Raw genomic sequence first — 20,379 nt, 5'->3', positions numbered from 1 at the left:
CGCCGCGGGCGCGACCCCGGTCGCGCCGGAGCGCGCGGCGGGTGCGCGCGGGGCCGTCGGCAGCGCGGTGCTCGGTCTCGCGACGGCGGTGCTCGTCGTGGTCGGCGCCCTCGCCCTGGTCTCGGTACCGGTGGTGCCCAACGCGTTCGACGACGACGGCCGGTACGAGGCGCGGCCAGGCCTCCCCGGGGGGTCGACGTCGGAGTGCACCGGCTACCGGTGGGGCCGGTTCGCGTGCCTGCAGAGCGAGCGCGAGGAGGACATGGAGGAGCTCCTGGAGGACCTGCAGAACCGGGACGTCCCGACGATCGACGTCCCGGAGCTCGACATCCCGGACCTCGAGATCCCGGACATCGAGGTCCCCGAGGCCGTCGTGCCGACGCCGCCCGTCCCGTCGGCCCCGGCGGTGCCGGCGCCCTGAGCGGGCAGACCCCTCCGACCTGCCCGGCCCGGACGGGCCGGGCACCCTGAGAGGGCAGGTCAGCGCCGGGACGCGAGCCGCTGCTCGACGAACGCGACGACGCCGTCGAGCACGATCTGCAGGCTGACGCCGAAGTCGTCCTCCCACCCGTCCGGGTGGCGCGGGGCTGGCGGTGGCGGGCTCGTGGACAGCGCCGCGAAGAGGTGCGGGTGGGTCTCCGGCGTCGCGAAGTGCTGGAGGACCGTCTCGAAGTCGTAGTAGGGGTTCGCCCGGTCCAGCGCGTCCTGGTCCAGCTCGGACTCGGGCGTGCCCTCGGGCAGCCCGCGCTCGCGCCGGACGGCGTCCGCCGCGGCGCGCCTGGTCTCGACCTGCACCCGCCCCTCGCCGAGCACGTGCTGCGCGAGAAGCCCGATGATCTGCAGCTTCTCGTCCGGCGTCAGGTCGAGCTCGCCGAGGACGGCGAAGGCCGTGTCGATCCACCGGACCCGGTTCGGCCCGAGCCGCACGGCCGGCAGCGGCAGGTCGATGAACCACGGCCGCGCGAGGATGAGGTCGATCTGCGCGCGTGTCCACGCCTCCAGTCCCGCCCGCCAGTCGCCCGTGGGGTACGCGGGCAGCACGAGGTCCGCCGCGACCGCGTCGGCCATGAGGGCCAGCAGCTCGTCCTTGCTCGCGACGTACCGGTAGAGCGCCATCGAGGAGTAGCCGAGGGACTCGGCGACGCGCGCCATGGACACCGCCTCGAGCCCTTCCGCGTCGGCGACCTCCATGGCGGCACCGACCACGCGTTCGACGCTGAGCGCGGGCTTGGGGCCGCGGCGCCGGGGTGCGTCCCGGCCCCACAGCCGCTGGAGCGTCGAGGAGACCGGGGGCTCGCCGCTGCCGTCGTCCGTCGGTGGTCCCGCCGTCGCTGCGCCCTCGTCCGCCATGACGTCATCCTCTCCCGGGTCTTGACCGGCCTCGAAACCGTGTCTAGCGTAAACAGCGCTGTTACGCACATAAACAGTTTCTCACCTACACGACACGGAGGAGCACCATGTCCCCACCCCTGGTCGAGGCGCGCGGCCTGCGCAAGAGCTACGGCAGCCCCCGCAAGCCGGTCCGCGTCCTCGACGGCGTCGACGTCACGCTCGCCGAGGGAGAGGTCCTCGCCCTCCTCGGACCGAACGGCGCCGGCAAGACGACGACCGTCCGGATCCTCTCGACGCTCCTGCGTCCCGACGGCGGCACCGCCACCGTCGCGGGCCACGACGTCGTCCGCGACGCCGCCCGCGTGCGCGAGGTCATCAGCCTCACCGGCCAGTACGCCGCCGTCGACGAGAAGCAGTCCGGGCGCGAGAACCTCGCGATGATGGGGCACCTCGCGCACCTGCCGCGCGCTGCGGTGCGCGGGCGGGTCGACGAGTTGCTCCACGCGTTCGACCTCGTCGACGCCGCCGACCGCCGCGTCGGCACCTACTCCGGCGGCATGCGCCGCCGCCTCGACCTCGCCGCGGGCCTGCTGACGCGGCCGCGCCTGATGTTCCTCGACGAGCCGACGACGGGCCTCGACCCGCGCAGCCGGCAGACGATGTGGGAGGTGGTGCGCCGCGTCGTCGCCGACGGCACCAGCCTGTTCCTCACCACGCAATACCTCGAGGAGGCGGACCAGCTCGCCGACCGCGTCGCGCTCATCGACGACGGCCGCGTCGTCGCGGAGGGGGCGCCGGCCGAGCTCAAGCGCCGGGTGGGCGACGCCGCGGTCGAGCTGACGTTCGCCTCGGCGGACGACGTCGCGCGCGTGCGTCTCGCGGGCGCGACGCCGGACGGCCGCGCCCTGCGCGTGCCCACCGACGGGTCCGTCGAGCACGTGCGCGACGTGCTCGCCACGGTCGCCGCGAGCGGTGCCGAGCCCGAGACCTGGGAGGTGCGCGAGCCGACGCTCGACGACGTCTTCCTCACCCTGACCGGGCACGCCGCCCGGACGACCGACGAGGAGGCCGCAGCATGACCGCCCAGACCCTGCCCGCGCCGTCGCGCACCAGGACGCGCCGCCCCGAGGCGGCGCCCCGGCCCGGACGGCACGTGCTCGCCGACGCCGCCACGATGATCGGCCGGTCGCTCCGGCTCGTGCGCCGCGAGCCCGACGAGCTCCTCCTGGCCCTCGTCCTGCCGGTGATGCTCATGGTGCTGTTCGTCTACGTGTTCGGCGGCGCGATGTCCGTCGGCACCGACTACATCACCTACGCGACGCCCGGGATCATCCTGCTGTGCGCCGGCTACGGCGCGTCGAACACCGCGATTGCCGTCGAGCAGGACATGTCCGGCGGCATCATGGACCGGTTCCGCTCGATGCCGATCGCGAGCGCGACCGTCCTCGTCGGGCACGTCGTCGCGAGCGTCGTGAAGAACCTCGTGACGACCGCGGTCGTGCTCGGCGTCGCCCACCTCATCGGGTTCCGGGCCGACGCGACGGCGCTGGAGTGGCTCGGCGCCGTCGGCGTCATCGTCGCGTACATCGTCGCGATCACGTGCGTCGCGACGTTCATCGGGGTGCTCGTGCGCTCGCCCGCCGCGGCCGGCGGGTTCGGCTTCTTCATGCTGTTCCTGCCGTACGTGTCCAGCGCGTTCGTGCCGCCCGGCACCATGCCCGAGTGGCTGCGCGGGTTCGCCGAGCACCAGCCCGTCACGCCCGTCATCGAGACGATCCGCGGCCTGCTCGTCGGCCTCGGCAGCGACGCCCGGCTCGTCACCGACCTCGGCCCGACGGCGGCGCTCGCCCTCACGTGGTGCGCGGGCCTCGTCGTGGTGTTCCTCGCCGGGGCGGCGTGGGTATTCGCGCGGAGGCGCCGCCGGTAGCCGTGCGGGGCCCCCGGCGGGGTGCGATGGTGGCACGCGTGACAGGAGTCGGGACGACAGCGGCACGGGGTACGGGCGCGGCGCTCGCGGCGGCGACCGGTGCGCTCGCCCGGCTCCGCCGCAGCCGCCCGTTCCACACGCGCGGCGTGCTCCTGTCCGCGACCCTCGTGGTCGCGGAGGACGAGGCGGGCGCCGTCGCCGTGCCGCAGGGCCGCACCGACGCGCTCGCCCGGGTGTCGCTCTCGGCGGGGATGCCGCGCGGGCTGCCGGACGTCGTCGGGATCGCGGTGCGGTGGACCGAGGACGGCGCGCCGCAGGACGTGCTGTTCTCGTCCTCCGGCCACGGGCGCCTCACCCGGTACGCGCTCGCGCCCCGGCGGGCGCTGCTCGGCGGCTGGTTCTCCACGATCATGCCGCTGCGGTCGCCGCACGGTCCCGTGGTGCTGGCCCTGCGCCCGGATCCCGAGGCGACCCGGGCCCGCGGCGTCGTCACGCTCGAGATCCTCGAGGCGACGCCGCTCGGGCCGTGGCAGCGGTTCGGCGCGCTCGAGCTGCACGGCCCGGCGGCGGGCGCCTCGCGCGACGGCGACGACCCCGGCCTGCGCTTCGACCCGACGCGCGACGCCCCCCGGCGGCTCGGCACGTACGCGTGGGAGGACCGTCTGCGCGCCCCCGGCTACGCCGCAGCCCGGCGCGGCAGCCGGCGCTGATCCCTGTCCTCCGCACTGTTCACCCGGTCGTCACCCGCGCGCCGCACGCGCGACGCGCGGGCGCCACCGCCCCGCACGACGCTCTGCTCGGCCCGTTTCGCCGCCGAAGGAGAGCCATGCCCCTCACGACCTCGCGCACCGGTGACCGCCGGACGCGCCTCGCCGCGCTCGTCGCCACCGGTGCCGCGCTCTCGCTCAGCCTGGGCGCCCTGCCCGCGCTGGCCGTGACGCACGCGGCCGGCCCCTCGCCGTCCGGCGCCTGGACCGGCCCCGCGCCCGAGGAGACGTTCCACCGCCTCGCGACGTACCCGGTGTACGAGAACCGCCCGGAGGGCGAGGACCTCGCGACCGAGACGGTCGCCGAGATCTCGGCCGTGACCGAGGACGGCAGGACGGTCGTGCACACCGACGCGGCCGCGCGGCGCATCGGCTTCCTGGACATCAGCGACCCGTCGGCGCCGAAGGGGCTCGGCACGCTGAGCCTCGCCGAGCTCGGCTCGGAGCACGACGAGCCGACGTCGGTCGCGATCGTCGGCGGGTACGTCCTCGTCGTCGTCGACACCTCGACGAGCTTCACCGCGCCGAGCGGGCGCCTCGACGTCGTCGACCTCGCGACCCGCGAGCGCGTGCGCTCGTTCGACCTCGGGGGTCAGCCGGACTCGATCGCCGTGACGCCCGACGGCGCGCACGCCGTCGTCGCGATGGAGAACCAGCGCGACGAGGAGGTCACGCCCGCCGGGGGCGAGGAGGGCGACCTCCCGCAGCTGCCCGCGGGCTTCCTGCAGGTCCTCGACCTCCCCGGTGAGGACCCGGCCACGTGGGCGACGCGCCCGGTGCCGTTCGTCGGGGCCGACGGCGCGCCGCTGCCCGCGTTCGTCGACGCGGGCCTCGACACGCCCGAGGACCCGGAGCCCGAGTACGTCGCGATCGACCCGACCGGGACGAAGGCGGTGGTGACGCTCCAGGAGAACAACGGCATCGCGGTCGTGGACGTCGCGTCGGGCGAGATCGAGACCGTCTTCTCCGCCGGCACCACCACGGTGACGGGCGTGGACACCGTCGAGGACGACGTCATCGACCTGACCGGCACCGTCACCGACGCCCCGCGCGAGCCCGACGCGATCGCCTGGCTCGACGCGACGCACGTCGCGACGGCCGACGAGGGCGACTGGAAGGGCGGCACGCGCGGCTGGACGGTCTTCGACGTCACCACCGGCGACGTCGTGTGGGAGGCCGGTGCCGAGATGGAGCACCTCGCCGCGCGCGTGGGCCTGCACAACGAGGGCCGCGCCGAGAACAAGGGCGCGGAGCCCGAGGGCCTGACCGTGGCGACGCTCGGCGGCACGCGCTACGCCTTCGTCGGCTCGGAGCGGTCGAACTTCGTCGCGGTGTACGACGTCTCGCAGCCCGCGGAGCCCCGCTTCGTCCAGGTGCTCGCCACGACCAACGGCCCCGAGGGCCTGCTCGTCGTGCCGGAGCGCGACCTGCTCGTCGTGTCGAGCGAGGAGGACGACGCCGAGGCGGGCGTCCGCTCCGCCGTCACCGTGTTCGGCCGGGGCACCGACTGGGCCGCCGGCGCGGGCACGCCGCAGTTCCCGAGCGTCGTGTCCGCGGACGCGACCGAGGGCGCCGCGGCGGGGACGCCGATCGGCTGGGGCGCGCTCGGCGCGCTGAGCGCCGACCCGCAGGACCCGCAGCGCCTGTGGACGGCGACCGACGCCGCGTACGGCGTCACGCAGCTGCTGTCGCTCGACGTCAGCGCGTACGGCGACGGCTCGCCGGCCGTGATCGACGGCGCGGTGACGCTCACCGCCGACGGCGCGCCCGCCGGCCTGGACGTCGAGGGCCTCGCCGCCCGTGCGGACGGCGGGTTCTGGCTCGCGGTCGAGGGTGCGACCGGTGCGGAGAACGCGGTCGTCCGCGTCGGTGCCGACGGCGCCGTCCAGGAGACCGTCGCCCTGCCCGCGGACGTCGCGGCCGGCCTCGGCAAGCAGGGCCTCGAGGGCGTCGCCGTCCAGGGCTCCGGCGCGAGCGAGCAGGTGTGGGTCGCGCTCCAGCGCGGCCTGACGACCGACGAGGGCGGCACGGCCGGCACGGCGCGCCTCGGCCGGTACGACGTCGCGAGCAGCACGTGGGACTGGTTCGCCTACCCGCTCGAGAAGACCACGGCGGCTGGCGACTGGATGGGCCTCAGCGAGGTGACGGTCGTCGACGACGACACCCTCGCGGTCATCGAGCGCGACAAGCTCAACGGCCCGGCGGCCGCGGTGAAGCGCGTGTACGCGGTGGACGTCCCGGCGACGCCGGTGGGCGCCGCGACGACGACGCCGGTGACGCTGGAGAAGTCCCTCGCGCACGACGTCCTGCCCGACCTGCGCGCCACCAACGGGTGGACGCAGGAAAAGCTCGAGGGCCTGACGACCGGCGGCGACGGCACGGTCTGGGCCGTCACGGACAACGACGGCCTCGACGACGCGACGGGCGAGACGGTCCTGCTCGGGCTCGGCGACGCGGCGGACCTCTTCCCGGAGGACGGCGGATCGGGCGAGCCCGGCGACCCGGGGCAGCCGGGCGGCGAGAAGCCCGGTGCCGGTGAGCAGGCGCCGTCGCCGGCGCGCCACACGGTCGACGCCGACGACCTCACCGAGGACGCCCGCGGGGGCATCGAGCTCTCGGCGGACCGGGTGCGGCCGGGCGGCACCTTCACGGCGACCGCCTCGGGCTTCGCGCCGGGGGAGTGGGTCTCGGCCACGCTGTTCTCGACGCGCGTCGATCTGGGCATGTTCCGCGCGGACGCCTCGGGCGTCGTCACCGCGACGGTGACGCTGCCCGCCGACGTCGCGCCGGGCACGCACCGGTTCGTGCTCGTCGGGCAGGTGGACGGCCGCGTCCTGTGGACGGAGCTCGAGGTGCTCCCCGCGCCCGGCACGGGCGGCGACGCGGACGACGACCGCTCGCCCGGCGGTCTGGCCTCGACCGGCGCGAGCATCGGCGCGGTCGTCGGCCTCGCCGTCGTGCTCGTCGCCGGCGGCATCGGGATCGTCGTCGCCCGCCGTCGCCTGCGCGGCATCCCCGGCTAGCCCGACGACCCCGCCCCGGCACGCGAGCTGGCCGGGCAGGGGTGACCTGACACGCGAGCCAGCCGGGGCGGGGGGACCCGACCTGCAAGCCCGGGAGGGTCGGGATCGGATGCGAAGGGCGTAGAAGCCGCGCGCGGCCACGGTCAGCCGGACGACCGTGGTGACGGCGCGGCAGCCCGAGCACCGATCCCGCCCCTCCCGGGCGGACGGAACCCGTCAGCTCCCGGACGAGCCGCGCTCAGTCGCGGTCGTTCGGCATGAGGAGCCACAGGACCAGGTAGGCGAGGACCTGCGGGCCGGGCAGGAGAAGCGAGGCGACCGTCACGACGCGCACGACGGTCGTGCTCCACCCGAAGCGGCGGGCGACTCCCGCGCACACGCCCGCGATCATGCGGCCGCGGCGAGGGCGGGACAGGGGGGCCGACGAAGAGGCAGCGGAGGTGCTCATGCCTCGACGCTACGGCGGGACGCGCGATCTCGACATCCGGGTGTCCCCCGATCCGACCCCGATCCTCCGGGCGCCCGTCCGGGGGCCGAGCGCGAGCGAGCAGGCGCGCCTCGTGCGACCGTGAGCGCGTGACCAGCACAGACGCGCCCGCGGGCCGCGAGGGGACCGACCCCGAGACCCGGCTGTCCCGCTCCGTCGGCGGACGGCTCCTCTACCTGTTCATCCTCGGCGACGTGCTCGGCGCCGGCGTGTACGCGCTGGTCGGCGAGATGGCCGGGGAGGTCGGCGGTGCCGTCTGGGTGCCGCTCCTCGTCGCGCTGGGTCTCGCGCTGCTCACCGCCGGCTCGTACGCCGAGCTCGTCACGAAGTACCCGCGCGCCGGCGGCGCGGCCGTCTTCGCCGACCGCGCCTTCCGCAGCCCGCTGGTGTCGTTCCTCGTGGGCTTCTCCATGCTCGCCGCGGGCGTGACGAGCGCGGCCGGCCTGTCGCTCGCGTTCGCGGGCGACTACTTCGCGACGTTCGTCGACGCGCCGGACCGTCTCGTCGCGGTGCTGTTCCTCGTGGCGGTCGCCGCGCTCAACGCGCGCGGCATCAAGGAGTCGTTGCGGGCGAACATCGCGATGACGGCGATCGAGCTCACCGGGCTCGTGCTCATCGTCGTGCTCGCCGCCGTGGTGCTCGGCCGCGGGGACGGCGCGCCGGCGCGCGTCACGCAGTTCGCCGAGGGCACGACGCCGGCGCTCGCCGTCCTGTCGGCCGCGATCCTCGCGTACTACTCGTTCGTCGGGTTCGAGACGTCCGCGAACCTCGCCGAGGAGGTGCGCGACATCCGCCGCGTCTACCCGCGCGCCCTGTTCGGCTCCCTGATCACGGCGGGCGTCGTGTACGTCGCGGTCGGGATCGCGGCGGTCGCCGTCGTGGAGCCGGACACGCTCGCCGGCTCGACGGGCCCGCTGCTCGAGGTCGTCGACGCCGAGGGTTCGGTCCCGGCGTGGGTGTTCTCGCTCATCGCGCTCGTGGCCGTCGCCAACGGTGCCCTGCTCACGATGATCATGGCGAGCCGGCTCGCGTACGGCATGGCGGAGCAGGGCATCCTCCCGTCCGTCCTCGGCCGCGTGCTGCCCGGCCGCCGCACGCCCTGGGTCGCGATCGTCGCCACCACCCTCGTCGCGATCGGTCTCGTCTTCACGGGCGACGTCGGGGCCCTCGCCGAGACCGTCGTCCTCCTGCTGCTCATCGTCTTCGCGGCCGTCAACGTGGCCGTGCTCGTGCTGCGCCGCGAGACCGTCGACCAGCCGCACTTCCGCGTCGCGACGGTCGTGCCCGTCCTGGGCGTGGCGTCGTGCGTGCTCCTGCTCAGCCAGCAGGAGGCGGCCACGTGGCTGCGGGCCGGCATCCTGCTCGCCGTGGGCGCCGTGCTCTACGGGATCATGCGCTGGACGCGCGGCGCCCGGGGCGGCCGCGCGTCCGACGCCGCGGAGCCCGCCCCGGGCGCACAGCGCTGACCGACGGCGGGCGTCAGGCGCGCGAGACGACGACCGCCGCGCTGTGCCCGCCGAACCCGAACGCGTTGACGAGCGCGTGCTCGGCCGTCGTGGCACGGGCGGTGCCGCGCACGACGTCGAGGTCGATCGCCGGGTCCTGCTCGTCGACGTTGAGCGTCGGCGGGACGCGCCCGTCACGGAGCGCGCCCAGCGCCGCGACGACGCCGAGGGAGCCCGCGGCGCCGAGCAGGTGACCGGTCGCACCCTTCGTCGACGTCACCGGCGGCGGGGACGGGAGCGCCGCGCGGATCGCGGCGGCCTCGGCGAGGTCCCCGGCCGGCGTCGACGTGGCGTGCGCGTGGACGAACCCGATGTCGTCGGGCGTGAGGCCGGCCGAGCGCAGCGCGAGGCCGATCGTGCGCGCCTGGTTCTCCGGGTCGCCGCCGACGATGTCGTACGCGTCCGACGTCACGGCCGCCCCGGCGATCGCACCGAGCACCCGCGCGCCGCGCGCCCGGGCGTGCTCCTCGCGCTCGAGCACGACGAGGGCGCACCCCTCGCCCATGACGAAGCCGTCGCGCGCGACGTCGAACGGCCGCGAGGCGCGCTCCGGCTCGTCGTTGCGGGCCGAGAGGGCCCGCGCCTGCGCGAAGGCCGCGAGGGAGAAGGGCAGCACGCCGGCCTCGACGCCGCCGCACACGACGACGTCCGCCGTGCCGGCGAGGATCATCTCGCGGCCGGTCGTGATCGCCTCCGCGCCGGCGGCGCACGCGCTGATCGGCGCCCGCGCGCCGGCCTTCGCGCCGAGGTCGATCGAGAGCCACGCCGCGGGACCGTTCGACATGAGCATCGTGACGGTGTGCGGCGAGACGCGCCGCGGACCGCGGGTCTCGAGGACGCGTGACTGCTCGAGCGTCGTCGCGATGCCGCCGTTGGCCGAGCCCACGACGACGGCGACGCGCGTCGGGTCGACGTCGGGCGACCCGGCGTCCGCCCACGCCTCGCGGCCCGCGACGAGCGCGAGCTGCTCCGCGCGGTCCGTGCGCCGCAGCTCCCGCACCTCGAGGGAGTCGGCGAAAGCGTCGTCCACGCGGCCTGCGATGCGCACGGGCAGGTCGACCGCCCAGTCGTCCTTGATGGCCTCGATCCCGTTCGCGCCCTCGACCAGCGCGTTCCACGTCGACCCCGCGGTGACACCCATCGGCGTCACCGCACCGACCCCCGACACCACTACGCGATCCATCCGGCACCCCCTGCGAGCCCCGGGTCCCGCCCTGCACGGGACCTGCTGGGCACCACTGTGCCTCATCCGGGTGAAGTCCAGGTTTCCACCAGGGTCCCGCACAGGGTGGACGAACGGTACCTGACCCATGCTGTGGGGGATGACACAGACCGTCGAGTGGCTGTTCGACGCCCGCGGCGAGGCGTGGGTCCGGGACTACTGGGACGTCATGACGTCCGCCGGGCTCGCGAGCCTCGCGCTGCACACGTCGCCGTCCAACCGCCCGCACCTGACCGCCGTCGTCTGCGGCGCGCTGCACGACGACGCGGTCGAACGGCTCGAGACCGCCATCCGGCGCGCCGAGCCCCGGCTCGCCGGCCTCGAGACGCGCGTCGACGGCCTCGTCCTCCTCGGCGGGCGGCGCCGCCGCGCGCTCGCGCTGCACGTCGTGCCCGACGTCGGGCTGCTCACCGCCCAGGCGTGGCTGCGGGAGCACCTCGTGCGCAACGACCCCGGCGAGCTCACCGAGCCCGGCCGCTGGACGCCGCACGTGTCCCTCGCCCGCCGGGTCGCCGACGACCAGCTGGGCCCCGGGGTCGCCGCACTCGGCGAGCTCGCGCGGCGACCCCTGCGGCTGACGCGCCTGCGCGTGTTCGACGACGCGCGCGGCGTCCTCTGGGAGAGCTGAACGGCGTCACCAGCCGCCGGGCGCGAGGATCTTGCGGATCCGCTTCTCGCTCACCGGGCCGTCCGTCCCGAGCTGCTGCGCGAACAGCGACACCCGCAGCTCCTCCATCAGCCACCGCACCTCGGCCAGCTCGCGGCCCCGCGCCGGGTCCGCGGGACCGGCCGCGTACGCCGCCCTCGCGCGGCCGTACGCCTCCTCGACGTCGTGGATGCGCCATGCCAGCTCGGCGTCCCGGTTCGGGTTCCCCTGCGCCTTCTCCAGCCGGTACGACGCCGCCCGCAGGTACCGCGTCAGGTGCGGCAGCCGCCCCGGCGGCGTCGCGGACACGAACCCGTCGTGCACCAGGGCCGCCACCTGGTCCCGCACGTCCGTCAGCGTGTTGAGCAGAGCCAGGCTGTTCGACGCCCGGATCTCGCCGTCGAGCGTGCGCGCCGCCGTCAGCGCCGCGACCACGTGCCCGACGACCGCGTGCACCTGGTCCTCCAGCCGCCGCCGCACGAACGACCGCGCCGCGTCGTACGCCTCGACGTCGCGCACCGCCGCCGCGTCGGGCTGCGGCCCGAACGGCCCGCTCCCGCCGCTCGTCAGCGCGATCACCGCCGCGAGCTGCACGTCCGCGACCAGTGACTCGGTGCTCCGGTACGGGCTCGCGGCGAGCGTCAGCGCCTGCGTCCCCGTCCACCGGCTCGTGATCCGGCCGGTCTGCAGCGCCGTCTCGCCCAGCAGCAGCCGTCGCACGCCCCGCGCGTGCTCACGCGCCTGCGCCCCGGCGTCCGCCAGCACCCGCAGCGCCACGGTCGGCTTCCCCTTGGCGTCCGGCTCCTCCACGAGCGCCGGGTACCCCCGCACGACCACCCCGGCCCCGACGTCCGTCGACACCGCCTCCGGGACCACCCCGCCGGGCACGTCCGGCCACGTCGTGAGGTTCGCGCGTTCGGCGACCAGCGCGGCGGTCGGGTCCGCGGTCGGGTTCGCGGCGGCTGCCCCCGAGGTGCTCGGGCTACCATCCGGAGCCCTCGTCCCTCGGGCTCCTCCCGCCAGGCCCGCCACGCCCTTCGCATCCTCGGGCGCAGCCGCCGCTCCGCGGGCACGTCGCCCGGGTGACCCGGCCGCCTGGGGCTGCCCAACGCCGTCGGACACCGCCTGGCCGGCCGACGCGGACGGCGAGCCGGACGCGGAGGCGGCGGAGGGGGCGTCGGTGGCGAAGGGCGTGGCGGGGCTGGCGGGAGCACCGCGAGGAACGAGCGGTGCGGATGGTAGCCCGAGCGCCGACGCCCCCTCCGCCGCCGAACCCGACCCCGCACCCGACCCAGCGGCTTCACGCAACGCCGCACCGACGGCGCCCTTCACGGCCGCGCGGACCGCCGCCTGGTTCTGGGCGGCGAGGCGGCGCTGCAGGGCGAGGAGGTCCTTCGACTCGTCGAGGACGACCTCGCCGTTGCGACGGGGGTCGACGACGCGGAAGGTCATGCGCAGGTGCGCGGGGAGGCGGGACTCCTGCTCGGGGCCCCAGGCGTCGTCCGGGATGATCACGTCGCGCAGGGCCCGGACGGCGCGGGTGAACGCGACGTGGAAGGGCTCGGCCATGTCGCCGGCGCGGGCCATGTCCTCCCAGGCGGGCGTGTGCTCGCGCAGCCAGGCGACGACGTCGCGCGCGACGTCGGGGGCGGGCACGAGCTGGACGCGGACCGGCTTGGGCAGCGAGCGGATCGTCGCGGTGGCGAGCTCGTCGAGGAGGCCGGGGACCATCCAGTCGAACCCGTCGGGCGTGACGCGGTTGAGCACGGAGATGGGGACGTGGACCGTGACGCCGTCGGCCTCGGTGCCGGGCTGGAACTGGTACGTCAGCGGGAGGGTCAGGTCGCCCTGGGGCCACGACTCGGGGAACTGCGACGTGTCGACCTGGTCGGCGTCGGGCACGAGCTGCTCGAGCGTGAACGTGAGCAGGTCGGGGTCGCGGCGTCGCGCCGTCTTCCACCAGCGGTCGAAGTGCGCCGCGGACACGACGTCGTCGGGGACGCGCTCGTCGTAGAAGTCGAACAGCACGTCGTCGTCGACGACGAGGCCGCGCTGCCGCGACCGCGCCTCCAGCTCCTCCGCCTCCTGCAGCAGCTTGCGGTTGTCGTGGAAGAACCGGTGGTGCGTCGTCCACTCGCCGTGCACGAGCGCGTGCCGCACGAACATCTCGCGCGCCGCCTCCGGATCGACCTTGGCGTAGAGCACCTTGCGGTCCGCCACGATGGGCACGCCGTACAGCAGCACCTTCTCGCGCGCGATCGCCGCCCCCTGCTTCGTCGACCAGTGCGGGTCGGAGTACGTGCGGCGCGCCAGGTCTCCTGCGAGCTCCTCCGCCCACTCCGGCTGGATGCGCGCGACGTCCCGCGCCCACAGGCGGCTCGTCTCCACGAGCTCACCGGCCATGATCCACGCCGGTGGCTTCTTGCTCAGCGGCGAGCCCGGAAAGATCGCGAACCGCGCCCCGCGGGCCCCGACGTACTCGTTGCGCGCCTGCTTCTGCGCCCGGCGCAGCGCCTTCGCCCGCGCCTCGCCCTTGAGGTGCGCCACCGACGACGCCTTCACGTCGCCCGTGTCCTGCATCCCTATCTGCGACAACAGCCCGGCGAGCAGCGCCCTGTGGATCGTGTCGCCGTCCCAGGCGCGCTTGTACGCCGTGCTCGGGTCCGGCGTCGCGCTCTCCTGGTCGGGTCCGCGGTCGGTGCGGCCTCGGTGCTCGGGCTGCCGCGCCGTCACCTCGTGCGGTCGGCCGTCGTTCTCGCGCGCGGCCTCTACGCCCTTCGCATCCGACGCCGCACCGTCCGCTCGTCCGTCGGGTCGCCCGGGCGAGCCGGACACGGGGGTGGGGACAGGGCCGTCGGTGGCGAAGGTCGTGGCGGGGCTGGCGGGAGCGTCGCGAGGGACGAGCGGCGCGGATGGTAGACCGAGCGCCGACGGCCCTGTCCCCGCCGTACCCGACCGGTCCGACCGACCCGAACGAGGGCGGTACGACATGTCGATGCCGAGGGGCTTGGACATCTCGCGGAGCTGGGCGACGACGTCCTGCCACTCGCGGATGCGCAGGAAGTTGAGGTACTCGGCCTTGCAGAGGCGGCGGAACGCCGAGGACGAGAGGTCGTGCTGCTGCTCGCGGACGTACTCCCACACGTTGAGGTAGGTGAGGAAGTCGGAGCGGGGGTCGGTGAAGCGGGCGTGGAGCTGGTCGGCCTGGGCGCGCTGCTCCGCCGGGCGCTCGCGGGGGTCCTGGATGGACATGACGGCGGCGATGATCGCGACCTCCCGGGCAACGCCGAGCTTCGAGCCCTCGAAGATCATGCGGGCGAGGCGCGGGTCCATGGGGAGCTGGGCGAGGACGCGGCCGACCTCGGTGAGGCGGGTGGTCTGCTGCGCGCCGTCGGACGCCGTCACGGTCTCCAGGGCGCCGAGCTCGGTGAGGAGCTGGACGCCGTCGCGGACGGCGCGCGTGTCCGGGGGCTCGACGAACGGGAAGCGCGCGACGTCGTCGGGGGTGTCGACGACGCCGACCGAGATCATCTGGAGGAGCACCGACGCGAGCGAGGTGCGCAGGATCTCGGGCTCGGTGAACTCGGGGCGGGACTGGAAGTCGTCCTGGGAGTAGAGGCGGATCGCGATGCCGTCGGCGACGCGGCCGGAGCGGCCCGAGCGCTGGTTCGCGCTCGCCTGCGAGACCGGCTCGATGGGCAGGCGCTGGACCTTCGTCGCCTTGGAGTAGCGCGAGATGCGCGCCGTGCCGGGGTCGACGACGTAGTGGATGCCGGGCACGGTGAGCGACGTCTCGGCGACGTTCGTCGCGAGGACGATGCGCCGGGAGCCGTGCGGCTGGAAGACGCGGTGCTGCTCGGCCGACGACAGGCGCGCGTACAGCGGCAGGATCTCGACGCGCTGAGGGTGCTTCGGGTCGCGCACGCGGTCCTTGAGGTGGCCCTCGAGCGCGTCGGCGGCGTCGTGGATCTCGCGCTCGCCGGAGAGGAACACGAGGATGTCGCCGGGCCCCTCGCGCATGAGCTCGTCGCACGCGTCGACGATGCCCGTGACGAGGTCCTTCTCCTCGGTCTTGGTCTTGCCGACCGTCTTGCCCGACTCGGGGTCGACGTCGGGGGACAGCGGGCGGTAGCGGATCTCCACCGGGTAGGTGCGGCCCGACACCTCGACGACGGGCGCGGCGTCGGGCAGCGCGTCGACCACGTAGTCCGGGGCGCCGCCGAGCCGTGCGAGGTGGGCGGGCGAGAAGTGGGCCGCGAACCGCTCGGAGTCGATGGTCGCCGACGTGATGACGAGCTTGAGGTCGGGGCGCTGCGGCAGCAGCCGCGCGAGGTAGCCGAGCAGGAAGTCGATGTTGAGCGACCGCTCGTGCGCCTCGTCGATGACGATCGTGTCGTAGGCGAGGAGCTGCGGGTCACGCTGGATCTGGGCGAGCAGGATGCCGTCCGTCATGACCTTGACGAGCGTGTCCTCGCTGGAGGTGTCGGTGAACCGCACCTGGTAGCCGACGACTCCCCCGAGCTCCGTCCCGAGCTCCTCGGCGATGCGCTCGGCGACCGTACGCGCCGCGATACGGCGGGGCTGCGTGTGGCCGATCTGACCGGCGCGCCCGCGTCCGAGGTCGAGGAGGATCTTCGGCAGCTGCGTCGTCTTGCCGGAGCCTGTCTCACCCGCGACGACCACGACCTGGTGGTCGCGGATCGCGGCGGCGATGTCGTCGCGGCGCGCGGAGACGGGGAGCTGCTCGGGGTACGTGATGGGCGGGACCGTCACCGTCGCGCGGGCCTCGGCGGCCCGTTCGAGCTGGGCGCGCGTCACCTGGCGGGCGCCCGACGTCGTCCGCTGGCTCTGGCTCTGGCTCTGGCTCTGGCTTTGGCTCTGGCCGCCCTGGCCGCGGTCCTGGCCTCTGCCGCGCCGGTTGCCGCGACGGCGGCGGGGCGGACGGGACCCGTCGGCCCCGGCGCGCTCGGCGCGCGGGGTGCCCGACGCGGCGCCGTCCCGCTGGGGAGGGCGCTCGTCGGACCGGGACGGCTGGGGCTCTGCACTCACGACGACCCATTCTCTCAAGCGATCGCAACCGGATATGCGACGTGCCCGCCCGTCCCTAGCCGGACCCTGCCCACGAGATCGCTCGGTGCGGCCGTGCGCCTCTGCGAGCGTGCCGCCGGATGCGCACCTACCGTGTTCGGACGCCGAGCGAGGGAGGTCCATGGACGTCGTCCTGACGGTGGCGGGCGTCGCCGTCATCGTGCTGGTGCTGCGCGACGTCTTCCACACGCTGTGGCACCCGGCCGGCGAGGGGCGCCTCAACGGGCTCGTCGGCCGAGGCATCTGGGGTGCGGTGCACCGTCTACCCGCGGGGTCGGGGCGCCGCCGCCTGCTCATGGACCTCGCGGGCCCGTTGACGCTCGCCGTCGTCGTGACGCTGTGGGCCGTGGGCGTGGTCGTCGGGTGGGGGCTGGTGTTCCTGCCGCACATGCCGAGCGCGTTCCAGGACACCACCGGCTCGCCGCCGGTCACGGCGTGGGAGCGCGTCGTGAGCTCCGTCTACGTCTCGATCGTCGGCCTGTCCACGCTCGGGATCGGCGACATCGTGCCGACGGCGCCGTGGACGCGGCTCTGGACGGCCGTGCAGGCGCTCGTGGGATTCGCCCTGCTCAGCGCGTCGATGTCGTGGATCGTGCAGGTGACGCCGGCCCTCACGCGCCGCCGCGCGCTGGCTCGCCGCCTGACCGCCCTCGCCGCCGCGGACGGCCGGTCCGGAGACGACGGCGGGCACGCGACGGACGTCCCCGTCCGCACGGTCGAGGACCTGGTGCAGGAGCTCGCCGCGGTCCACGTCCAGCTCCGGCAGTACGGCGAGACGTACTACTTCCGCGACTCCGTCACCGAAGAAGCGCTCCCGGTGGCGATCGGGGCGGCGGTGGCGCTCGCGGAGGACGCGCAGCGCTCCGACGACCCCGAGGTCCGGCGGTCGGGCGCGTCCCTGGGGTGGACGCTCGACGGGTTCGCCGCCCTCCTCGACGAGACGTACCTGCACACCGGTGGCTCGACGAGCGAGGTCTTCGCCGCCTACGCGGCCGACCAGGACCACGAGGCGCCGTACGACGCGCGACGGCCGTCCGGGCGTGGCCGTGCGTGAGGCGGTCCTGGGCGACGTCGCGCCCGACGTCGCAGGCTCGACGACGAGAGTTCCGACCCGCGTCAGGGAGTGTTCGCCGTCAGGTCAGGTCCTGCCGTCAGCATGGGTGCGGCCGGCCAGGGCGGCGGGCCACGTCGCGCTGGCCGACGGCGCGCAGGAGGGTACGACGATGTACGTGGACGAGGCGTCCGTGCTGCGCGCCGTCGCCGACACGCGCGAGCACCGCCTGGTCGGGGACGCGCCGGGGCCCCACGAGGCGGGCGCGGTCGTCGACACGGTGCCCGGACCGGAAGAGCTCCCGCCGACGCTGGCGACCTCCGCGCCGGACCTCGTCGGGCTCGTCCCTCCCGCGTGGGACGCCGCGACCGTCTACACGATGGCCGACCGCGTCGCGCACGGCGGCGCCGTCTTCGAGGCCGCGTGGCGCACGCGGGGCCAGGTGCCCGGTGCGTCGCCGTGCGGTCCGTGGCAGGAGATCACGACCGGCGCCGACGGCACCGCGGCCTGGACCCGGAGCCGCATCTTCGAGCCGGGTGACGTCGTCGTCCACGACGGGGTGAGATACGTCGCGCACTGGTGGACCCGCGACCAGGAGCCGGGTGACCCGCACGGCCCGTGGTGCGCGCAGCGATAGCGGGCGGGTGCAGGAGCCGACGGGCTCAGCGGAGGATCTTGCGCATGACGACGCGCGGCACGCCGCCGCTGACGCCGGTCGTCGGGGCGGCGCGCACGAATCCCGCAGCCTCGAACAGCGGCACGGTGCCGACGTAGCCGGAGATGACGTCGACCCGCTCGCCGCGGCTGTCCACCGGGTAGCCCTCGACCGCGGGGGCGCCGTGGGCGGCCGCGTGCTCGACGGCGCCCGCGAGCAGGTCGTGCATGAGCCCGCGGCCGCGGTACCCGGCCCGCACGACGAAGCAGACCGTGCTCCACGCGTCGAGCTCGTCGACGTACGGGATGGTGCGCGAGCGCATGAGGCGCCGGTACGTGCTGCGCGGCGCGACCGAGCACCAGCCGGCGACCTCGCCGTCGACGTAGGCCAGGACGCCCGGCCCGGGATCGGTCTCGCACAGGCCCGCCATGTACGCCGGGCGGTCGTCGTTCGCGACGCGGCTGTCCCGGTACGCCATGCACCAGCAGCCCTGCACGCCCGGGCTCTTCGGGCCCACGACGGTCGCGAAGTCGGCGAAGCGTCCGACGGCGGAGCGCACCTCCACGACCGGGCCGCGCAACGGGTCGGTGGTCACGCTCGTCACGGTAGACCGGGACGCCCACGAGCGAGATCCGAGCGCCCGCACGACCCGGGGTCCGGCAGCTGGAACGGCGCGCGTCGTGATGGGATCGGAGGGTGTTCACGCGACCTCGCACCCGCTTCGACCTCGTCCCGCGCCGCGTGCGCGTGCACGCCGTGCGCGAGACCTCCGGCTCGCTGCGTCGGATCACCCTCCGCGACGTGGAGGGCGCGGACCCGGCCGCGGTGTCGTCGCTCGCCGGGCTGCGCGTGCCCGGGCCCGAGGACCACGTCAAGGTGTTCTTCCCCGACCCGGCGACGGGCGTCCTGCACGCCCCGACGATCGCGCCCGACGGCGGCCTGCAGCGGCCCACCGGCGTCGTGTCGATCTCGCGCGACTACACGGTCCGGGCGGCGCGCACGGCCGACGGCGTCGCGGAGGTCGACGTCGACTGGGTGCTGCACGGCGACGAGGGGCCGGCGTCGGCGTGGGCGGCCCGCGCGCAGGAGGGCGACGAGCTCGTGCTCGCCGGTCCGCGCGGCAGCGTCGGCGTGCCCGAGGGGATCGGCCGGCTGACGCTCGCCGTCGACGAGACGGGACTGCCCGCCGCGGCGCGCTGGGTCGAGGCCGTCGGCCCGGACGTGCCGGTCACCGCGGTCGTCGAGATCGGCGACGCCGTCGACGAGGCATTCGTGGAGGACGAGCTCGGGCACGCGAGCGTCGAGATCCTCTACCGCACCGACGGTCCGGGCCAGCTCGAGGAGGCGGTCCGGGCCCTCGGCGCCCCGGCCGACGACGAGCTGGTCTTCGCGGCCGGCGAGGCGGGGGACCTCGTGCCCGTCCGTCGGCACCTGCGCCGCACCGTCGGCGCGCGCCCCGACCAGCTCGCGATCTCGGGGTACTGGCGCCGCGGCGTCGTCAACCTCGACCACCACCTGCCGCTCGACCCCACCGACCCGGACTGAGCCGGACCTCTGCCGACGGCGTAACGGGCTGCGTGCGTCGCGACGACGGGTCACCCTGAGGGGCATGACGACACGACTCCTGGTGCTCGGCGGCTCCGACTTCCTCGGCCGCGCCGTCGTCGACGACGCGCTCGCGCGCGGCTGGGACGTGACCGTGCTCAACCGCGGGACGCACCCCGTGCCAGACGGCGTGCAGACCCTCGTCGGCGACCGCACCCGCGCCGACGGCCTGGACCCGCTGCGGTCGGACGACGTCGCGCAGAAGTGGGACGTCGTCGTCGACACCTGGTCGTGGGCGCCCGCGGCCGTGCGCGACGCCGCGCAGCTCCTCGCCGGCCGGATCCCCGGGGACAGCCGGTACGTGTACGTGTCGTCGCGGTCGGTGTACCGGCCGTGGCCGCCGCGCGGCGCCGACGAGTCCGCGCCGCTCGTCGACGGCGATCCCGACGACGAGGCGTACGACGACTACGCCCGGGCGAAGCGCGGCGGCGAGATCGCCGCGGTCGACGCGCTCGGCGACCGCGCGCTCCTGCTGCGCGCCGGGCTGATCCTCGGTCCGCACGAGAACGTCGGTCGGCTGCCCTGGTGGCTGCGTCGCGTGGCGCAGGGCGGTCCCGTGCTCGCCCCGGGGCCGGCGGAGCTCCCGCTGCAGCTCGTCGACGCGCGCGACCTCGCCGCGTTCGCGCTCGACGCCGCGATCACCGGCGCGTCCGGCGCGGTCGACGTAGTCTCGGCACCCGGTCACGCGACGATGCGCGAGCTCCTCTCGGCGTGCGTCGCGGTGACGGCCGACGCCGCCGCCGCGGCCGGGAACCCGCCCGCCGAGCTCGTGTGGGTCGAGCCCGAGGCGGTGCTCGAGGCCGGCATCCAGCCGTGGACCCAGCTGCCCGTGTGGCTCCCGCCCGGCGAGCTGCACGACGCCCTGCACGGCTCCGACACGTCGCGCGCGTTCAGCCTCGGCCTGCGCACGCGCGACGTGCGCGAGACGGTCCACGACACGTGGGCATGGTTGCAGGAGCTCGATGCGCAGGGCGAGGCACCGCCGCAGCGCGAGGACCGGCCCGGCGTCGGCCTGCCGCGCGAGCTCGAGGAGCGGGCGCTGCGCGCCGCCGGCGTGGGCGGGGACGCGCC

Annotated in this window: 15 protein-coding genes and 1 pseudogene; 11 read left to right on the top strand and 5 right to left on the bottom strand. The window is 75.3% G+C overall.

The window, feature by feature from the left end; genetic code table 11:
• Positions 1-421, top strand: a pseudogene (locus JZ5iCDA_RS18780) (hypothetical protein); the annotation flags it as partial.
• Between the two features lie 59 nt (positions 422-480).
• Here JZ5iCDA_RS18780 and JZ5iCDA_RS07695 read toward each other — a convergent pair.
• Entirely contained in the window at positions 481-1,350 is an 870-nt protein-coding gene (locus tag JZ5iCDA_RS07695; protein WP_083259774.1) for a TetR/AcrR family transcriptional regulator, read from the bottom strand.
• 107 nt (positions 1,351-1,457) lie between these two features.
• Between JZ5iCDA_RS07695 and JZ5iCDA_RS07690 the strand changes: the two genes are divergently transcribed.
• The 4 genes from JZ5iCDA_RS07690 to JZ5iCDA_RS07675 all read left to right on the top strand — a co-directional run bounded on the left by JZ5iCDA_RS07690 (position 1,458) and on the right by JZ5iCDA_RS07675 (position 7,049).
• On the top strand, positions 1,458-2,411 hold the full coding sequence (locus JZ5iCDA_RS07690) for an ATP-binding cassette domain-containing protein (protein ID WP_069386640.1): 954 nt from the start codon (positions 1,458-1,460) through the stop codon (positions 2,409-2,411).
• Positions 2,408-3,259, top strand: coding sequence for an ABC transporter permease (locus tag JZ5iCDA_RS07685; RefSeq protein ID WP_083259773.1), 852 nt, complete (start codon positions 2,408-2,410; stop codon positions 3,257-3,259). Before JZ5iCDA_RS07690 ends, JZ5iCDA_RS07685 begins: the two co-directional genes overlap by 4 nt.
• A 38-nt stretch (positions 3,260-3,297) precedes the next feature.
• Positions 3,298-3,969: a hypothetical protein gene (locus JZ5iCDA_RS07680; RefSeq protein ID WP_139123016.1), complete on the top strand. Its 672-nt coding sequence runs from the start codon at positions 3,298-3,300 to the stop codon at positions 3,967-3,969.
• A 116-nt stretch (positions 3,970-4,085) separates the two neighbouring features.
• Positions 4,086-7,049 carry an esterase-like activity of phytase family protein gene (locus JZ5iCDA_RS07675; protein WP_069386638.1) on the top strand — a complete coding sequence of 988 codons (2,964 nt, stop codon included), beginning with the start codon at positions 4,086-4,088 and terminating at the stop codon, positions 7,047-7,049.
• A 238-nt stretch (positions 7,050-7,287) separates the two neighbouring features.
• On the opposite strand, the gene JZ5iCDA_RS07670 is transcribed toward JZ5iCDA_RS07675, so the two are convergent.
• Positions 7,288-7,497: a PspC domain-containing protein gene (locus JZ5iCDA_RS07670; RefSeq protein ID WP_069386637.1), complete on the bottom strand. Its 210-nt coding sequence runs from the start codon at positions 7,495-7,497 to the stop codon at positions 7,288-7,290.
• A 128-nt stretch (positions 7,498-7,625) separates the two neighbouring features.
• Here JZ5iCDA_RS07670 and JZ5iCDA_RS07665 point away from each other — a divergent pair, with 128 nt between their 5' ends.
• Positions 7,626-9,002 (top strand): APC family permease, encoded by a 1,377-nt coding sequence (locus tag JZ5iCDA_RS07665; RefSeq protein ID WP_069386636.1) that lies wholly within the window; start codon positions 7,626-7,628, stop codon positions 9,000-9,002.
• A gap of 13 nt (positions 9,003-9,015) precedes the next feature.
• On the opposite strand, the gene JZ5iCDA_RS07660 is transcribed toward JZ5iCDA_RS07665, so the two are convergent.
• The gene (locus JZ5iCDA_RS07660; RefSeq protein WP_069386635.1) at positions 9,016-10,224 is read right to left on the bottom strand and encodes a beta-ketoacyl-[acyl-carrier-protein] synthase family protein; all 1,209 of its coding nucleotides are present in this window, start codon (positions 10,222-10,224) and stop codon (positions 9,016-9,018) included.
• A gap of 139 nt (positions 10,225-10,363) precedes the next feature.
• Between JZ5iCDA_RS07660 and JZ5iCDA_RS07655 the strand changes: the two genes are divergently transcribed.
• A complete protein-coding gene (locus tag JZ5iCDA_RS07655) occupies positions 10,364-10,891 on the top strand; it encodes a 2'-5' RNA ligase family protein (protein ID WP_069386642.1) in 528 nt (175 codons plus the stop codon).
• 6 nt (positions 10,892-10,897) lie between these two features.
• Here JZ5iCDA_RS07655 and hrpA read toward each other — a convergent pair whose 3' ends face one another.
• Complete coding sequence (hrpA, locus tag JZ5iCDA_RS19655; RefSeq protein WP_436967392.1) at positions 10,898-16,156, bottom strand: ATP-dependent RNA helicase HrpA; 5,259 nt, start codon at positions 16,154-16,156, stop codon at positions 10,898-10,900.
• Here hrpA and JZ5iCDA_RS18320 point away from each other — a divergent pair.
• Both JZ5iCDA_RS18320 and JZ5iCDA_RS07635 read left to right on the top strand, forming a co-directional pair.
• Positions 16,119-17,051 (top strand): ion channel, encoded by a 933-nt coding sequence (locus JZ5iCDA_RS18320; protein WP_069386634.1) that lies wholly within the window; start codon positions 16,119-16,121, stop codon positions 17,049-17,051. The genes hrpA and JZ5iCDA_RS18320 overlap by 38 nt on opposite strands.
• 106 nt (positions 17,052-17,157) lie before the next feature.
• The gene (locus JZ5iCDA_RS07635) at positions 17,158-17,685 is read left to right on the top strand and encodes a carbohydrate-binding protein (protein WP_069386633.1); all 528 of its coding nucleotides are present in this window, start codon (positions 17,158-17,160) and stop codon (positions 17,683-17,685) included.
• A 25-nt stretch (positions 17,686-17,710) separates the two neighbouring features.
• On the opposite strand, the gene JZ5iCDA_RS07630 is transcribed toward JZ5iCDA_RS07635, so the two are convergent.
• Entirely contained in the window at positions 17,711-18,298 is a 588-nt protein-coding gene (locus tag JZ5iCDA_RS07630) for a GNAT family N-acetyltransferase (protein WP_253182003.1), read from the bottom strand.
• Between the two features lie 101 nt (positions 18,299-18,399).
• Here JZ5iCDA_RS07630 and JZ5iCDA_RS07625 point away from each other — a divergent pair, with 101 nt between their 5' ends.
• On the top strand, positions 18,400-19,248 hold the full coding sequence (locus tag JZ5iCDA_RS07625; RefSeq protein ID WP_069386632.1) for a siderophore-interacting protein: 849 nt from the start codon (positions 18,400-18,402) through the stop codon (positions 19,246-19,248).
• Between the two features lie 64 nt (positions 19,249-19,312).
• A partial coding sequence (locus JZ5iCDA_RS07620; protein WP_139123014.1) for an NAD-dependent epimerase/dehydratase family protein occupies positions 19,313-20,379 on the top strand: 1,067 nt, incomplete at its 3' end.

Source organism: Cellulosimicrobium cellulans (assembly GCF_001722485.1).
Classification (GTDB): domain Bacteria; phylum Actinomycetota; class Actinomycetes; order Actinomycetales; family Cellulomonadaceae; genus Cellulosimicrobium; species Cellulosimicrobium cellulans_A.
The sequence above is the reverse complement of the archived record's forward strand: the minus strand, read 5'-3'. Positions and strand labels throughout refer to the sequence as shown.

Bases quoted from the DNA above. Each gene is read 5' to 3' on its own strand.
- JZ5iCDA_RS07695 (WP_083259774.1), bottom strand. From the start codon at position 1,350: ATGGCGGACGAGGGCGCAGCGACGGCGGGACCACCGACGGACGACGGC.
- JZ5iCDA_RS07690 (WP_069386640.1), top strand. From the start codon at position 1,458: ATGTCCCCACCCCTGGTCGAGGCGCGCGGCCTGCGCAAGAGCTACGGC.
- JZ5iCDA_RS07685 (WP_083259773.1), top strand. From the start codon at position 2,408: ATGACCGCCCAGACCCTGCCCGCGCCGTCGCGCACCAGGACGCGCCGC.
- JZ5iCDA_RS07675 (WP_069386638.1), top strand. From the start codon at position 4,086: ATGCCCCTCACGACCTCGCGCACCGGTGACCGCCGGACGCGCCTCGCC.
- JZ5iCDA_RS07670 (WP_069386637.1), bottom strand. From the start codon at position 7,497: ATGAGCACCTCCGCTGCCTCTTCGTCGGCCCCCCTGTCCCGCCCTCGC.
- JZ5iCDA_RS07660 (WP_069386635.1), bottom strand. From the start codon at position 10,224: ATGGATCGCGTAGTGGTGTCGGGGGTCGGTGCGGTGACGCCGATGGGT.
- JZ5iCDA_RS07655 (WP_069386642.1), top strand. From the start codon at position 10,364: ATGACACAGACCGTCGAGTGGCTGTTCGACGCCCGCGGCGAGGCGTGG.
- JZ5iCDA_RS18320 (WP_069386634.1), top strand. From the start codon at position 16,119: ATGGACGTCGTCCTGACGGTGGCGGGCGTCGCCGTCATCGTGCTGGTG.
- hrpA (WP_436967392.1), bottom strand. From the start codon at position 16,156: ATGACGGCGACGCCCGCCACCGTCAGGACGACGTCCATGGACCTCCCT.